Origin of the sequence: Mesorhizobium sp. B2-2-3 (assembly GCF_006442405.1) — a bacterium.
Lineage (GTDB): Bacteria > Pseudomonadota > Alphaproteobacteria > Rhizobiales > Rhizobiaceae > Mesorhizobium.
In genome coordinates, this window is record NZ_VFWC01000020.1 from 1 (window position 1) to 14918 (window position 14918).

The following is a 14918-nucleotide window of genomic DNA, read 5'->3' on the forward strand; positions in this document are numbered from 1 at the left end:
CCAGCCTCCATCCGCTGGCGATAAAACCGGACAACTCACGTGCTACCTAATCCGGACAACTCATCTGCTTACGACAGCCGGCGCTGACCGAGCTTGCGCCTTGATTTCCTGATCTCATATGATACGGCGCGGGCCTGCCCCTCCAGCCGTGAAAGCACGCCCATGGCCGTCGCCGCCAAGAACATTCCCGCTCCCGACCTCGTTCCCGTGCGTCGTGCGCTGCTCTCCGTCTTCGACAAGACCGGCCTCATCGATCTCGCCAGGGCGCTCGCCGCTTCCGGCGTCGAGCTGGTGTCGACCGGCGGCACGGCAAAAGCGATCGCCGATGCCGGCCTGGCGGTTCGCGACGTCTCCGAGCTCACCGGCTTTCCCGAGATCATGGATGGACGCGTCAAGACCCTGCACCCGTCGGTGCATGGCGCCCTGCTCGGCGTGCGCGATGATCCCGATCACGCCGCGGCGATGCACAAATATGGCATCGAGCCGATCGACCTGGTCGTCTCCAATCTCTATCCGTTCGAGGAAGTCCGCCGCTCCGGCGCCGACTACGCGGCGATCGTCGAGAACATTGACATTGGCGGCCCGGCGATGATCCGCGCCTCCGCCAAGAACCACGCCTATGTCGCCATCGTCACCGATCCCGGCGACTATGCCTCCGTTCTCAATGCGCTGGAGATGAATATCGGCTCGCTTTCGCTGGATTTCCGCAAGAAGCTCGCGGCCAAGGCTTTTGCCCGCACCGCCAGCTACGACGCGGCAATCTCGGGCTGGTTCGCCGAGGCGCTGGAGATCGAGCACCCGACCTGGCGCGCCTTCGGCGGCAGGCTGGAAACCGTGATGCGCTATGGCGAGAACCCGCACCAGGGCGCCGGCTTCTATGTCAATGGCGACAAGCGGCCGGGCGTGGCCACCGCGCGCCAGCTCCAGGGCAAGCAGCTTTCCTACAACAACATCAACGATACCGACGCCGCCTTCGAGCTGGCCGGCGAGTTCGACCCGGCGCGCTCGGCCGCCGTCGCCATCATCAAGCATGCCAACCCGTGCGGCGTCGCCGAGGGTTCGACGCTGAAGGCGGCCTACGCCAGGGCGCTGGCCTGCGACCCGGTCTCGGCCTATGGCGGCATTGTCGCTGTCAATCGCATCCTTGACGCCGAGGCGGCCGAAGAGATCGTGAAGACCTTCACCGAGGTCATTATCGCGCCCGGCGCCACCGACGAGGCGGCAGCGATCGTGGCCGCGAAGAAGAACCTGCGCCTGCTGGTCGCGGGCGGCCTGCCGGATCCGCGCGCGATCGGCACAACCGTCAAATCCGTCGCCGGCGGCCTGCTGGTGCAGGGCAGGGACAACGCCGTCGTCGACGACCTCGAACTGAAGGTGGTGACGAAACGGGCGCCGACGCCGGCCGAACTGGCCGACCTGAAATTCGCCTTCCGCGTCGCCAAGCACGTCAAGTCGAACGCCATCGTCTACGCAAGGGACAGCGCCACGGTAGGCATCGGCGCCGGGCAGATGAGCCGCGTCGATTCCTCGCGCATCGCTGCCCGCAAGGCACTCGACGCTGCGGAAGCGGCGGGCTGGGCCGAGCCGCTGACCAAAGGCTCTGTCGTCGCCTCCGACGCCTTCTTCCCCTTCGCCGACGGCCTGCTGTCGGCCATCGAGGCCGGCGCCACGGCGGTGATCCAGCCCGGCGGCTCGATGCGCGACGACGATGTGGTTGCCGCCGCCGACGAGCATGGCATCGCCATGGTGTTCACGGGCGTGAGACACTTCAGACATTGAGCGCCTCACCCTCCCCCTTGTGGGGAGGGTCGGCGAGCGATGTTTGCGAAGCAAAGCTCGTGAGACGGGGTGGGGCCAGCGCCGTCCCCCACCCCGCTCCGCTTCGCGGATCGACCCTCCCCACAAGGGGGAGGGTAAATCACTCCGCCGCCCGGTCCGCCGGATACGGCGTCCTGATCAGGATCGCCATGCCTATGGCCAGGAACAGGATGATAACCGCCATGCCGAGCCGCGCCGAATCGCTCACCGCCGTGATGGTCGCCACCAGGAACGGCGCCAGGAAACTGGTCGCGCGCCCGGCCAGCGCATAGATGCCGAAATAGCGGCCGGATTCCGACGCCGTAACGCTGCGCGCCATATAGGACCGCGATGACGCCTGCACCGGCCCGAAGGCGAGCCCGATCAGCAATCCATAGAGGATGTAGGCCTTTTCCGCGGCGGTGCCGAACAGGCCCCCGGAATCGGTGGTCGAGAGCTGGATAAGCCCGAGCAGCGTGAAGCCGGGGCCGGTCGAGACGACGCCGATGGTGGCGACCGAAAGCATGACCAGCGCGATCATCACCACCGCCTTGGAGCCGAGCGCGGTGTCGAGCCGCGCAGCGATCCAGCAGCCGAAGATGGCGACGACGTTGAGGATGATGCCGAACATGCCGATCTCGGTGATCGACCACTGGAACATGCCGGCCGCGAAGGTGCCGCCGAGCGCCAGCAGCGCATTGACGCCGTCCTGATAGATCATGCGGGCGACGAGGAAGCGGAAGATGCCGCCGCGCCTGCGCACCTCGACCAAGGTCGACTTCAGCTCCGACAGGCCTTCGCGCACCGCAGGCTTGATCGGGATGCCTTTGATGGCATCGGGAGTGAAGAGGAACATCGGCAGGATGAACAGGAAATACCAGCCGGCCGACAGCGGCCCGGTGGCGCGGGCATCCTCGCCGAGCTTCGGGTCCAGCCCGAACAGCGGGTCGAGGCCGATGATGGTCTTGCCGGTCTCCTGCGATCCGGCCAGGAACAGCACGACGAAGATCAGCGCGATCATACCGCCGAGATAGCCAAGCCCCCAGGCCATGTTGGAGATGCGGCCGATCTCGCTCTTCGGCACCAGGCGCGGCATCATGGAATCATTGAAGACGGTGGAGAATTCAGCCGCCACCGAGGCCAGCGAGAACAATGCCACGATCAGGAACAGGTTCGAGCCGGGCGCGGCGAGCCACAGCAGCGCCAGGCTGGCGATCTTGATCGCCGCGAAGAAGGCGATCCACGGCTTGCGCGGCCCGGTCTGGTCGGCGATCGAACCGAGGATCGGCGATAGCACGGCGATGACCAGTCCGGCCGCGGCGATGCCGTAGCCCCAGACGGCCTGGCCGGTGGTCGGATCGCTGGCCATGCGCGAAACGAAATAGGGGCCGAAGATGAAGGTGGTGACGACCGTGAAGAAGGGCTGCGCCGCCCAGTCGAACAACATCCACCCCCAGATGCCGCGCCCGGACGCCCGCTGCACTGCTACTTCGGCCATGTCCCCTCCGGTCGCCTTCGTTTCGTTGGCGGTTCACCCATGTCTGCATGTTTTCCGCGGGTCATGCAAACGAACACGCGCCGCGCCGCCGTTCTTTGGCCTACCCGCCTTCATTCAGATCAACGGAGCAAGGGCGCCACCCCTATGCCCCTTGTGCGACGGTCGGACCGAAGGTCCGGGTGAGGGCCGGCGCCGCCTCCCCGCCTAGGCGAGGGTAAGTCAGGCGATGGCTCACATCCCCGTCAGATCGCTCATCAGGCCCGATGCCACCGACAGCCGCGACACGGTGATGTCGCCGCCCTCGGTCAGCGCCTGCAGCCGTTCGCGGGTGCGGCCGATCCTCTCCCCGCCGGCCTCCAGCCACGCCGCCACCGGGTCGGCTGCCCCGGCGTGGTTCACGAGTGCCGCCACCGCGATGCCGCGCCGCGCGGTCCCGATCGTGTCGGTAGCGCGCGACAGGGCGAGCTGGTCGTAATAGTCCGCCGGTGTGATGGAGCGGGCCGCCTCCTCGACGCGCGGGATACGGAAGGCGTCGCTGACCGCGAAGAAGGCCTTCGCCGCGGCGACGATGTCGGCGCCTGCCGTTCGCGCCGCCAGCGCGATGTCGGGGATCAGCTCCGCCACATCGGTCAGCGCCAGCTGCGCTGCCAGCCTGTCCGGCGCCCCGGCCTTGAACAGTCCATGCCGCTTCTCGTCGATCCGTTCGCGCGAATAATCGGGGAGCAGCGAAACGAGTTTCGGCTCCAGCGCCTTGCGCGCTTCCTGCAATTCGGCGATGCGCTGGGCAAGCGGCGCCGTGCCGGCATCGTTCTTCAAGTACCAGCCGCTGGTCACGTAGATCAGCCGGCTGACCGCCTGGTAGAGATCGAGCTGCATCTGGCCGTCGATCTGATTGTCGAGCGCGTCGATCTCGCGGTAAAGCGCCGGCAAGGCAAAGCCGTCGCGCACCACGGCGAAGGTGCGCACCACGTCGGCGGCGGTGCGCCCCGTCGCTTCCCGCAACCGGTTGACGAAGGATGGACCGCCCCGGTTGACCAGCTCATTGGCGACGACGCGGGCGATGATCTCGCGGCGCAGGCGATGGCCGTGGATCTCGGCGGCATATTGCTTCGCCATCCGGTCGGGGAAATAACCCATCAGGTCGCGGTCGAAATGCGGCTCGTCAGGCACGTCGCTTGCGACGATGTCGGAAAACAGCACGATCTTGGCATAGGCGAGTAGCACGCCGAGTTCGGCCCTGGTCAGCGGCTCGCCGCGCGCCTCGCGCTCGGCAAGGGCCGCCGGCGAAGGCAACGTCTCGACCGTGCGGTCGAGCAGGCCGCGCGCTTCTAGCGCCGACATGAAGCGGGCCTGGTGGGCGATGTCGGCGAGGCCGCGCTTGCGGGCGATGGAGAGCGCCAGCGTCTGCTGATAGTTGTTGGACAGGACCAGCTCGCCGACCTCACCGGTCATCTCGGCGAGAAGCTTGTCGCGCGCAGGCCGGGTCAACGACCCTTTGCGCATGGCGGACGCCAGCGCGATCTTGATATTGACCTCGACGTCGGAACAGTTGACCCCGCCCGAATTGTCGATGGCGTCGGAATTGCAACGCCCGCCATTCATGCCGAATTCGATGCGCGCGCGCTGCGTCACCCCGAGATTGGCGCCCTCGCCGATCACCTTGGCGCGCACGTCGAGCGCGGTGATGCGGACGGCGTCGTTGGCGCGATCACCGACCTCGGCGTTGGTCTCGGTCGAGGCCCGCAAATACGTGCCGATGCCGCCGAACCACAAGAGGTCGACCGGCGCCTTGAGGATGGCGCTCATGATCTCGACCGGCGTGGCGGTCGTCTTGTTGAGGCCGATCGCAGCAGCAGCAGCGGCCGGCAAGGTGATCGATTTCTGGCCGCGCGAGACGATGACGCCGCCCTCGGAGAGCTTGCTCTTGTCGTAGTCCTGCCAGCTCGAACGGGGAAGAGCGAACATGCGCTGGCGCTCGGCCATCGATGCCGCCATGTCGGGATCGGGATCGATGAAGATGTCGCGGTGGTCGAAGGCTGCGATCAGCCTTGTCTTCGGCGACAACAGCATGCCGTTGCCGAACACGTCGCCCGACATGTCGCCCACCCCGACGACGGAGAAGGGCGTGGTCTGGATGTCGCGGTTCATCTCGCGGAAATGCCGCTTGACCGCCTCCCACGCGCCCTTGGCGGTGATGCCCATCTTCTTATGGTCGTACCCGGCCGAACCGCCGCTGGCGAAGGCATCGTCAAGCCAGAAGCCATGGCTTTCACTGATGGCGTTGGCGGTGTCCGAGAAAGTTGCCGTGCCCTTGTCGGCGGCAACGACGAAATAGGGATCGTCCTGGTCGCGCCTGACAACGCCGGCCGGCGGGATGACGCCGTCGAGGCCGATATTGTCGGTGATCGACAAAAGGCTGGAAACGAAGTTCTTGTAGGCCGAGGTGCCTGCTTCGAAGATGGCGTCGCGGCCGGCGCTCATCGGCAGCTTCTTCGGATAGAACCCGCCCTTGGCGCCGACCGGCACGATGACCGCGTTCTTGACCTGCTGTGCCTTGACCAGGCCGAGCACCTCGGTGCGGTAATCCTGGGCGCGGTCCGACCAGCGCAGGCCGCCGCGCGCCACCGGACCGAAGCGCAGATGCACGCCCTCGACCTCAGAGCCGTAGACGAAGATTTCCCGCCACGGTCGCGGCTCGGGCAATCCGTCGACCGAACGCGAATCGAGTTTGATCGCCAGCGACTGGCCCTTGGCTTTTGTATCGGCAACGAAATGATTGGTGCGCAGCGAGGCTTCGATGAGATTGAGGTAGCGGCGGATGATGGCGTCGTCATCGATGTTGGGAACGTCTTCCAGTGCGTCCCTGATCTTGGCCTTGAGATGCTTTGCCGCCACCACGCCTTCCGTCTCGGCCGTCGGCCCGAGCCGGGCGATGAACAGCGCGTGCAGGCCGCGTGCGATCTCGGGATAGCGGTTGAGGGCCGCGGCGATGAAATCCTGGCTCTGCGGGATTCCGGCCTGCTGCAAATAGCGACCATAGGCGCGCAGGATGGTGATTTCGCCCGACCACAGGCCTGCGGTCTGGGCAAGGCCGTTGTAGCCGTCATTGTCGACGTCGCCGCGCCACACCGACAGGAATGCGTCCTCGAACAGCGCGCCGCCATTGCTGAGGTCGATCGGCTTTCCGTAGCCGTTCTCCAGCTCCATGTCGTGGATGAACACGGTGCCGGGCTGATCACTATCGATCATGCCGGGCTGGCCGCTATTCCCGGCCTTGTCGTCGCCGACCTCGAAGGTGCGCTCGCTGATGACGCGGAAACCGATGTTTTCCAGCACCGGCACGCGCCGCGACAGCGCCACCGGGCTGCCATGGTGATAGATTTTCAGCGCCGCCTGGTGCGGCTTCTGCTCGGCATGGCGATAGTAATCGATGGCGATCGGATTGCTGGCGCTGATCTTGGCGATACGCCCGGCATCGACCAGCGCCACACCGGCGCTGAAGGAGTCCCGGTAGCTTTCCGGAAATCGTGCCGCGATCCTCTTCAGCGCCGGGTCGCTGCCGCTGGTTTCCGCCGCCTCGGAAAGGGCATCCTCCCAGGTGCGCACGATGTCGCGGATCGCCGCCTCGATCGTCGCCTGTTCGACCTTCGGCGTCTTGCCGCCGGAGCGGCCGATGATGAAATGCACACGCGCCAGCCCGCCTTCCGGGAAGGCCGGGTAGTAGGCCGACAGCCGGCCTTCGAACACCGTCTTGAGGTAGGTGCCGACCTTCTCGCGCACGACGCTGTCGTAACGGTCGCGCGGCACGAAGACGAGGATGGAGACGAAGCGGTCGAACTGGTCGGCGCGCACAAGTGCCCGCACGCGCGGCCTCTCGACGAGGCCCAGAATGGCCGCGGCATGCTTCCTCAGGATCGGCACCGGTACCTGGAACAGCTCGTCGCGCGGATAGCTCTCCAGCACGTTGATCAGCGCCTTGCCGGAGTGGTCGTGCCGGTCGAAACCGGATTTGGCGATGACGGTTTCGGCCTTCGACCTGAGATAGGGGATCTTCATCACCGAGCGCGTGTAGGCGGTCGACGTGAACAGGCCGACAATGCGCAGTTCGCCCGCCAGCGCGCCCTTGGCGGTGTAGGTCTTGATGCCGATATAATCGAGATAGATGCGCCGGTGCACGGAAGACTTGGCATTGGCCTTGGTGACGATCAGCGGCTCCGGCCCATGCAGGAAGGCTCGAATCTCCGGCGTTGTCGTCACCGCTTCGGTGCCGCGCCGCAGCACCAGCACGTCCAGGTCGGACAATATGCCCAGGCCAGGCTTGTCGGCACGCTCCAGCGTGCCGCTTTCCTCGCCGCCGACATATGTGAATTCGCGCATGCCGAGGAAAGTGAAATTGTCGTCGCGCAGCCACTCCAGGAAGGCGATCGCCTCGGCCACGCTCTTCTTGTCCAGGGGTACCGCCGAATAGCGGAATTCCGAGATCGCCTGGTCGAGGCGGGCCAGCATCGGCTTCCAGTCGCTGACGGCTGAATGGACCTGGCCGAGGATCTTGCGCAGCCGCTCTGCCAAGCCGTTCGCCTGCTCCGGGGTCAGCCGGGGAATATGGACGTGAATGACGCTCAGCCGGTCGTGGCTGCCGTCGTCCCTGGCAAAATTGCCGTCGCCGAGAATTTCCTCGACGCCGTCCTTGCCATGGCGGACGGTGATGACGGGGTGGGTGACCAGGGTCGGCTCGCCGGCACTCTCGGTGATCTCGCCGAGTATGGAATCGAACAGGAAAGGCATATTGTCGTTGACGACGGTGACGATCGTGACGGGTCGGCCCTCGCGAACGACGCCGGAATCGGTGTCGACGGCGACGGCGCACGCGCCCTTCTTGTGACCGGCGACCGCGCGGCCGGCGAGATCCGCGGCGCGTTCGAGGTCGGCCACCTCATAGGCGGCAATGTCTTCCGCCGGCGCGCGGGCGAGCAGGTAGTCGGCAAGCCTGGCCGGCCTTTCCTGCGTCTTCGGCATCGCCGTGGCTTTCTTCTTCGACCTACTCGCCGATTTCACGCTGGCCATGACGCTTCTTTCCTCCCGTCGTATGCTTTTGCGGACTATGTAGCAGATGACCGCTATTTGGCGACAAAGGTTTGACGGCGTGCCAAGAATTATCGCAATTCGGCGGCAGCCGGCGACAAACGAGGAGGAATGCCCATGACCGACAAGATCACCGCGCTCGATCTCGCCGCTGCTGAGCTGAGCGATGCGACCAGGACCTATTTCGCCAAATGCGAGGAGAAACTCGGCCTGGTCCCCAACGTGTTGCGCGCCTATGCCTTCGACGACAAGAAGCTGCGTGCGTTCACCGACATGTACAACGATCTGATGCTGGGCGATTCAGGCCTGTCGAAGCTGGAGCGCGAGATGATCGCGGTCGCTGTCTCCTCCATCAACCATTGCTACTACTGCCTGACGGCGCATGGCGCCGCCGTGCGGCAGCTGTCGGGCGACCCTTCGCTCGGCGAGATGATGGTAATGAATTTCCGCGCCGCCGATCTTTCATCGAAGCAGGTCGCGATGCTGGAATTCGCGGTCAAGCTGACAGAGGAGCCGGCCAAGATCGTCGAAGCCGACCGCGCGGCCCTGCGTATGGCCGGCTTCACCGACCGCGACATCTGGGACATCGCCTCCACGGCCGCCTTCTTCAACATGTCGAACCGGGTGGCGGCGGCAATCGATATGCGCCCGAACCCCGAGTACCACGCCATGGCAAGGTGACGAGCAGGCTACCTGCTCATATATTAGCCACCTCTCATTCTCATTGCTTGTTTGCCGGTTTGGTCCGATGATCGCCGGGCGGCATGACCGCATGCCGGTTCGATGCCGCCGACAAGGGAGGAGAACATGGCGAAATTTCTCTATGTCTATCACGGCTCCGGCAAGATGCCGACCGAGGAGGCCGAACGCAAAGCCGCGATGGATGCCTGGAACGGCTGGTACGGCAAGCTCGGCTCGGCCGTGGTCGACGGCGGCAATCCGGTCGGCATGTCGAAGACGGTGCTGCCCGACGGCAAGGTCGAGAACAATGGCGGCAGCAACCCGACCGCCGGCTACACGATCGTGGAAGCCAGGGATATCGACGATGCCGTCGCCAAGGCCAGGGATTGCCCGATCCTGATGAACCCGGCCTTCAGCGTCGAGATCGCGCCGATCATCGAAATGATGTGACGGTCACGAGCGCGCCGCGATCGCCGCGGCTGCACCGGCCATGGTGGTGGCGCTGACGCGGTTGGCGATTCTCATGGCGCGCTTGCTCTTCAGGAGCTTGCGCGCCTGGGCGGCGGCAAGCACCCAGGCAAGGTCGATGATAACAAGCACCACCGCCATGGTCGCCGTCAGCTCGAGCCAGCCAACCACCGTCACCGAAGCAAGGTCGATGATGGTCGGCAGCAAGGCCAGGTAGAACATCATGATCTTGGGGTTGCCGAGCGTCACGGCCATGCCGGCGAAGAACAGTTTGCCGGGCGAGTCCTCGCGCGGCATCTCGCCTTCTTTGGCTTCGACAGGCGCGGTCCACATCTTCCAGGCGAGGTAAGCGAGATAGGCGACGCCGACCCATTTGACGATGACGAAAGCGAAATGGAAAGTCTGCGCCACCACCGCCAGCCCGAACACCGCCAGGGACAGCCAGATGCCCTCGCCGATCCACATGGCGAGCAGGAACGGGAACACGTCGCGAAATCCCTTGGCGATGACGCGGGCGACGAGTGCCGCGATCGAAGGACCCGGCGAACCGGCGGCCACGAAGAGCGCGGCGGCGAAGATCAGGAGCGAGGTGAGGTGCATGGCGAGGATCTCGGCTTGAAAACCTTCAATGCCAGACATTAGCAATGCCAGACATTAGCGCAAGCGATCGAGCTTCGGTAGCATCAACATGCTTGCCGGCCCGGCATCTCGCGGCTAGATAGATCGCCGCGAAACAATTTCGAGCTTCACTTTGCCTACGTAACCGCCGGTCTCGTCAACTCCCCCGACACAATGCATGGCGCCGCCACAACGGTGCCTTTTTCCATTTCATGTGTTCCTCTGGGCGGCGGTTCGAGACCGGTTTGGCACTGCTGAACCGCTGTCGCATGCGCCGCGACGCCTGATCCCAAGAACCGCAGCCTACCGCCACGCCGCGCCCGCCTGGGCATCTCGACATTGCCGACCTGATGAACTTCCCGACGGGAAGGGCATATCGGCATGTCTTCTATTCTGCGCATCCGCTGGACGGTCGCGCCTCAAACCGCACCACGTCCCCTGATCACCTGCAATCGCTGCGGCGGCGTCAAAGCCTATCGCAGCAGCGGAAAGTTCCGCGTCAACGCCAACGGGAAGCGCATTGACGCCTGGCTGATCTATCGTTGTATCAACTGCGACAATTCCTGGAATTTCGGCATTTTTGAGCGCCGCAACCGCCGCGACATCGAGCCGGCGCTGCTGCGGGCGCTGGAGAGCAACGATGCAGCACTTGCCCGGCGCCATGCATTCGATGTGACCGCACTGCGCGGCCAGGTGTGGCGTGTCGAGGAGTTTCCCGACGTCGACGTGCACAAGACGGCGCTTGGCGGGACAAGCGAAGCTGCAAGCGTGCTGGAGCTCCGGCTCGGGCTCGAAATCCCGATATCGCTGCGGCTCGATCGTTTGCTCGCCAACGAACTCGGCATCTCACGGTCGCGACTTCAAGCCCTGGAGGAGAAAGGCCTGTTGGTTGTCGATTGCGACGGGGCCAAGGCTTTGCGCAAGCCGGCACGCGACGGGACGACGGTCCGCGTCGATCTGGCCGGCGAACCCGACCGGCAGGCCATCATATCTGCCGCCAGGGGATGAACGGCAGAGGGCGAAGCACCTGGTGCTCCGCCCCTCCCGGATACGATCAGAAAGCAGAAATTACGCGGCGCCGACGGCCTTGGACGATTTCTCGAAGCGCTTGCGCTCGTTGGGATCCAGATAAAGCTTGCGCAGGCGGATGGTCTTCGGTGTCACCTCGACCAGCTCGTCGTCCTGGATCCAGGCCAGCGCGCGCTCCAACGTCATGCGGATCGGCGGTGTCAGCTTGACCGCCTCGTCCTTGCCGGCGGCGCGGATGTTGGTCAGCTTCTTGCCCTTCAGCACGTTCACTTCCAGGTCGTTGTCGCGGGAGTGGATGCCGATGATCATGCCCTGATAGACCTTGACGCCCGGATCGATGACCATCGGGCCACGATCCTCCAGGTTCCACATGGCGTAGGCGACGGACTCGCCCTGCTCGTTGGAGATCAGCACGCCGTTGGTGCGGCCGGGCAGTTCGCCCTTATAGGGCTCATAGGCATGGAACAGCCGGTTCATCACGGCGGTGCCGCGCGTATCGGTCAAGAGTTCCGACTGGTAGCCGATCAGGCCGCGCGTCGGCGCGTGGAAGACGAGGCGCTGGCGGTTGCCGCCGGAGGGGCGCAATTCGACCATCTCGGCCTTGCGCTCGGACATTTTCTGCACGACGACGCCGGCATGCTCCTCGTCGACGTCGATGACGACTTCCTCGACCGGCTCCAGCAATTCGCCGTTCTCGCCCTTCTGCATGACCACGCGCGGCCGCGACACGGCGATTTCAAAGCCCTCGCGGCGCATGGTCTCGATCAGCACGGCAAGCTGCAATTCGCCACGGCCCGACACGAAGAAGGAATCCTTGTCAGGCGATTCCTCGATCTTGAGCGCGACATTGCCCTCGGCTTCGCGCAGCAGGCGGTCGCGGATGACGCGGCTGGTCACCTTGTCGCCTTCCGTGCCGGCCAGCGGCGAATCGTTGACGAGGAAAGACATGGTCACGGTCGGCGGATCGATCGGCTGCGCGTGCAGCGGCTCGCTCACGTTCAGGTCGCAGAACGTGTCGGCGACGGTGCCTTTGGACAGGCCGGCAATGGCCACGATGTCGCCCGCCTGCGCTTCTTCGATCGGCTGGCGCTCGAGGCCGCGGAAGGCCAGTATCTTGGAAATGCGGCCGGTTTCGATCTGGGTACCGTCATGATGCAGCACCTTGACCGCCTGGTTGGCCTTCAGCGTTCCGCTCTCGATGCGGCCGGTGATGATACGGCCGAGGAACGGATTGGCTTCCAGGATAGTGCCGATCATGCGGAACGGGCCGGGATGCACGGTCGGCGCGGGCACATGCTTGAGGACGAGGTCGAACAGCGGCGACAGGCCCTGGTCCTTGGGACCTTCCGGATTTTCCGAGACCCAGCCGTCGCGCCCCGAACCATAAAGGATCGGGAAGTCGAGCTGCTCGTCGGTGGCGTCGAGCGCGGCAAACAGGTCGAACACCTCGTTGACCACCTCGACATGGCGGGCGTCCGGCCGGTCGATCTTGTTGATGACGACGATGGGCTTCAAGCCGACCTTGAGCGCCTTGCCGACGACGAACTTGGTCTGCGGCATCGGGCCTTCGGCGGCGTCGACCAGCACGATCGCCGAATCCACCATCGACAGGATGCGCTCGACCTCACCGCCGAAATCGGCGTGGCCGGGGGTGTCGACGATGTTGACGCGGGTGCCCTTCCAGTCGACCGAGGTCGCCTTGGCCAGGATGGTGATGCCGCGTTCCTTTTCGAGGTCGTTGGAATCCATGGCGCGTTCGGCGACGCGCTGATTGTCGCGGAAGGCGCCGGATTGTTTCAGAAGCTGGTCGACAAGGGTGGTCTTTCCATGGTCGACGTGCGCGATGATCGCGATATTGCGGAGGTTCATGATCTGGTCTCGGGAGCGTTGCAGGCAGCAGGCCAAAAGGCGCCGCCTCTTTCGTGTTGCGCGGCTCATACAGGGTTTTTCGCATTTGCGAAAGAGGAAGCGCGCCACCAAATAATCATCAAATCTTAAGCATCGCCATGTGAAATGGTTTTGTTAACCAAGGCGGGAACCTTTTGCGGGCCCGGGCAGTTCGAACACCATGACCAACGCAGTCGTCAAATTTCGGCCGATTCTCGCAACTGCGGCCCTCGCCGTGCTGCTGGCCGCCGGCGCCGCTCAATCCGCGGCGACGCTCAAGGAAGCGCGGCCCGCTCTGCCGAACGATGTCCCGAGCGCCGAACAGGTCTTTGCGGATGCGCCCGATGGCGTCGATCCGGTGGTGACGGGGCCGGTCAGCGCGGCGTTCAAGCAAAGGCAGCAAAGCGCCAATTGCGATAGCGCGGTTTGGCCCAACGTCCCGTTGGTCTGCTATCCCGACTGATCGGCTGCGCGCCGTCGGCGAACTGCCGATCTCCCCTTTATCGAAAAGATCGCCAATCTGACCGACGGCACACTCGTTCGAAGGCGCACTATGCCGCTTGCGGCTCCGGGTCGAACGCCGGCCGGCTGGTGTTGATCAGCAGCGAGATACAGGCGGCGGCAATCGCGGTCATGCCGGCGATCAGGAAGGCCAGTTCGTAATTGCCCTGCAGTTCGCGCATGGTGCCGCCGAAGAAGGCGGCGGTTGCCGCGCCCACCTGATGGCCCGCGACGATCCAGCCGAACACGATCGGGCCGCTGCGGTCGCCGAAGGCTTCATTGGCGAGCCGCAGCGTCGGCGGCACGGTGGCGATCCAGTCGAGACCGTAAAGCACGGCGAAGATGATCAGACTGGTCGCCGAAAAGCCGGAATAGGGCAGATAGATCAGCGAAAGGCCGCGGATCGCATAATAGACGCCGAGCAGCTTGCGCGGATCGAAACGGTCGGTGAGCCAGCCCGACAGCGTGGTGCCGATCAGGTCGAAAATGCCCATCATCGACAACAGGCCAGCCGCCTGCACCTCGTTGATGCCCATATCGCCGCAAAATGCGATGAGATGCGTGCCGACCAGCCCGTTGGTGGTGAAACCGCAGACGAAGAAGGTGGCGAACAGGTACCAGAAGACGCGCGTGCCGGCGGCGCGACGCAGCGTGGTCAGCGTGTGGGTCAGGAAATTGCCTTGTGCCGCCGGCGGTACCGGCGGCACGTCGTCGGCTTCCGCGCCATAGCGCACCATGCCGATCGATGCCGGGCGTTCCGGCACCAGCAGCAGCACCAGCGGCACCAGACAGGCCGTTGCGACGGAGATGGCGGTGACGACCGGCTTCCAGCCGCCTGACTGCGCCAGCGAGGCCAGCAGCGGCAGGAAGACCAGCAGACCGGTGGCGCTGGAGGCCGACATCAAGCCCATGACGAGACCGCGGTTGGTCTTGAACCAGCGGTTGACGATGGTGGCGCCGAGCACGGTGGCGACCGCGCCGGAGCCGACGCCGGAAAACACGCCCCAGGTGATCAGCAGATGCCATGGCTTGGTCATCAGCAGGCTGAGCGCGGTGGAGGCCGACATCACCACAAGCGCGGCAAGCAGTGTGCGCCGCAGCCCGATCCGCTCCATCAGCGCGGCGGCAAACGGCCCGGTCAGGCCGTAGAGGAAGATGCCAACCGCGGCAGCCAGCGACACCACGTCGCGCCGCCAGCCGAAACTTTCCTCCAGCGGCAGCATCATGACGGCTGGCGCGGAGCGCAGGCCGGCCGCGATCAGCAGGCAGAGAAAGATGACGGCGACCACGACGAAAGCGTAGCGCTGGCCAAATGGACGGGATTGAGCTAGCATGTTACTGACCGGTACGTTGCAGG

The 14918-nt window shown here is 64.9% G+C and carries 10 protein-coding genes; 5 read left to right on the forward strand and 5 right to left on the reverse strand.

The features are described 5' to 3' along the window. Positions 1-162: 162 nt before the first annotated feature. Positions 163-1779, forward strand: a complete 1617-nt coding sequence (purH, locus tag FJ951_RS26510) for a bifunctional phosphoribosylaminoimidazolecarboxamide formyltransferase/IMP cyclohydrolase (protein WP_140518060.1) — start codon at positions 163-165, stop codon at positions 1777-1779. A gap of 139 nt (positions 1780-1918) precedes the next feature. Here purH and FJ951_RS26515 read toward each other — a convergent pair whose 3' ends face one another. Together FJ951_RS26515 and FJ951_RS26520 are read right to left on the reverse strand one after the other, a co-directional pair. After that, positions 1919-3295 carry an MFS transporter gene (locus FJ951_RS26515; protein ID WP_140518061.1) on the reverse strand — a complete coding sequence of 459 codons (1377 nt, stop codon included), beginning with the start codon at positions 3293-3295 and terminating at the stop codon, positions 1919-1921. Positions 3296-3526: 231 nt separating this feature from the next. Beyond that, complete coding sequence (locus FJ951_RS26520; RefSeq protein WP_140518062.1) at positions 3527-8359, reverse strand: NAD-glutamate dehydrogenase; 4833 nt, start codon at positions 8357-8359, stop codon at positions 3527-3529. A gap of 135 nt (positions 8360-8494) precedes the next feature. Here FJ951_RS26520 and FJ951_RS26525 point away from each other — a divergent pair, with 135 nt between their 5' ends. Beyond that, the gene (locus FJ951_RS26525) at positions 8495-9058 is read left to right on the forward strand and encodes a peroxidase-related enzyme (protein ID WP_140518063.1); all 564 of its coding nucleotides are present in this window, start codon (positions 8495-8497) and stop codon (positions 9056-9058) included. Between the two features lie 126 nt (positions 9059-9184). Then, entirely contained in the window at positions 9185-9508 is a 324-nt protein-coding gene (locus tag FJ951_RS26530) for a YciI family protein (protein ID WP_140518064.1), read from the forward strand. Between the two features lie 3 nt (positions 9509-9511). On the opposite strand, the gene FJ951_RS26535 is transcribed toward FJ951_RS26530, so the two are convergent. Beyond that, a complete protein-coding gene (locus FJ951_RS26535; RefSeq protein WP_140518106.1) occupies positions 9512-10126 on the reverse strand; it encodes a LysE family translocator in 615 nt (204 codons plus the stop codon). Between the two features lie 399 nt (positions 10127-10525). Here FJ951_RS26535 and FJ951_RS26540 point away from each other — a divergent pair, with 399 nt between their 5' ends. Further along, complete coding sequence (locus tag FJ951_RS26540) at positions 10526-11152, forward strand: DUF1062 domain-containing protein (RefSeq protein WP_140518065.1); 627 nt, start codon at positions 10526-10528, stop codon at positions 11150-11152. A 60-nt stretch (positions 11153-11212) separates the two neighbouring features. Here FJ951_RS26540 and typA read toward each other — a convergent pair whose 3' ends face one another. Further along, the gene (gene typA / locus FJ951_RS26545) at positions 11213-13042 is read right to left on the reverse strand and encodes a translational GTPase TypA (RefSeq protein WP_140518066.1); all 1830 of its coding nucleotides are present in this window, start codon (positions 13040-13042) and stop codon (positions 11213-11215) included. Between the two features lie 253 nt (positions 13043-13295). Here typA and FJ951_RS26550 point away from each other — a divergent pair, with 253 nt between their 5' ends. Further along, positions 13296-13523, forward strand: a complete 228-nt coding sequence (locus FJ951_RS26550; RefSeq protein ID WP_246671789.1) for a hypothetical protein — start codon at positions 13296-13298, stop codon at positions 13521-13523. An 88-nt stretch (positions 13524-13611) separates the two neighbouring features. On the opposite strand, the gene FJ951_RS26555 is transcribed toward FJ951_RS26550, so the two are convergent. Beyond that, positions 13612-14895 (reverse strand): MFS transporter, encoded by a 1284-nt coding sequence (locus tag FJ951_RS26555; protein WP_140880322.1) that lies wholly within the window; start codon positions 14893-14895, stop codon positions 13612-13614. Between the last annotated feature and the right edge of the window lie 23 nt (positions 14896-14918).

What these genes read in the sequence shown, in the direction of transcription:
- purH (WP_140518060.1), top strand. Translation starts at nt 163, where the DNA reads ATGGCCGTCGCCGCCAAGAACATTCCCGCTCCCGACCTCGTTCCCGTG.
- FJ951_RS26515 (WP_140518061.1), bottom strand. Translation starts at nt 3,295, where the DNA reads ATGGCCGAAGTAGCAGTGCAGCGGGCGTCCGGGCGCGGCATCTGGGGG.
- FJ951_RS26520 (WP_140518062.1), bottom strand. Translation starts at nt 8,359, where the DNA reads ATGGCCAGCGTGAAATCGGCGAGTAGGTCGAAGAAGAAAGCCACGGCG.
- FJ951_RS26525 (WP_140518063.1), top strand. Translation starts at nt 8,495, where the DNA reads ATGACCGACAAGATCACCGCGCTCGATCTCGCCGCTGCTGAGCTGAGC.
- FJ951_RS26530 (WP_140518064.1), top strand. Translation starts at nt 9,185, where the DNA reads ATGGCGAAATTTCTCTATGTCTATCACGGCTCCGGCAAGATGCCGACC.
- FJ951_RS26535 (WP_140518106.1), bottom strand. Translation starts at nt 10,126, where the DNA reads ATGCACCTCACCTCGCTCCTGATCTTCGCCGCCGCGCTCTTCGTGGCC.
- FJ951_RS26540 (WP_140518065.1), top strand. Translation starts at nt 10,526, where the DNA reads ATGTCTTCTATTCTGCGCATCCGCTGGACGGTCGCGCCTCAAACCGCA.
- typA (WP_140518066.1), bottom strand. Translation starts at nt 13,042, where the DNA reads ATGAACCTCCGCAATATCGCGATCATCGCGCACGTCGACCATGGAAAG.
- FJ951_RS26555 (WP_140880322.1), bottom strand. Translation starts at nt 14,895, where the DNA reads ATGCTAGCTCAATCCCGTCCATTTGGCCAGCGCTACGCTTTCGTCGTG.